At 40.3% G+C, this 556-nt stretch carries 1 protein-coding gene; it reads left to right on the top strand.

Annotation, left to right across the window (positions count from 1 at the left end; translation table 11 throughout):
• The first annotated feature begins 30 nt into the window (after positions 1-30).
• Positions 31-426 carry a DUF3465 domain-containing protein gene (locus tag AACW06_RS19985; RefSeq protein WP_026028411.1) on the top strand — a complete coding sequence of 132 codons (396 nt, stop codon included), beginning with the start codon at positions 31-33 and terminating at the stop codon, positions 424-426.
• Positions 427-556 lie beyond the last annotated feature (130 nt).

Genomic DNA, 556 nt, shown 5'->3' with positions numbered 1-556 from the left:
GCGTTATGTGAATCCAAGGGATTTGAGTATATGAAGAAGTTTTTAGCAATATTTGTGGCAGCTTTGTGCCTGATTTCAGTTGGTGCGCAAGCCAATGACCACAAATTGAAACAGGCATATGAAAACCATCAAAGTGACCTTCAAGTTCAGGGGGTAGGCACTGTAATTCGTTTGTTACCCGATGATAATGATGGAAGTCGACATCAAAAATTCATCATAAGACTGAATAGTAAACAAACCCTACTTGTTGCTCACAATATCGATCTTGCGCCGAGGATCCCTAACTTAAGAGTAGGCGATCGAGTTCAGTTTTACGGTGAATATGAATGGACTAAAAAGGGTGGTGTAATGCACTGGACACACCACGATCCTAACAATAAACATCCGCATGGTTGGTTAAAGCACAACGGTAAAAAGTACGAGTAAAAATTCACATAACAAACAATTTAAGAGGGATTCCCAACGCTTGGCATTTTTCTTCTACTTCAAATTTAGTGTTTACGGTACAATGCTTTAGGTTGTGTGGTAGCGTTGCTCACCCCTTAATTGGGCGTTA

The organism is Vibrio sp. S12_S33 (genome assembly GCF_963889785.1).
In the GTDB taxonomy this organism is placed as follows: domain Bacteria; phylum Pseudomonadota; class Gammaproteobacteria; order Enterobacterales; family Vibrionaceae; genus Vibrio; species Vibrio aestuarianus.
The sequence above is the reverse complement of the archived record's forward strand: the minus strand, read 5'-3'. Positions and strand labels throughout refer to the sequence as shown.

Bases quoted from the DNA above. Each gene is read 5' to 3' on its own strand.
- AACW06_RS19985 (WP_026028411.1), top strand. From the start codon at position 31: ATGAAGAAGTTTTTAGCAATATTTGTGGCAGCTTTGTGCCTGATTTCA.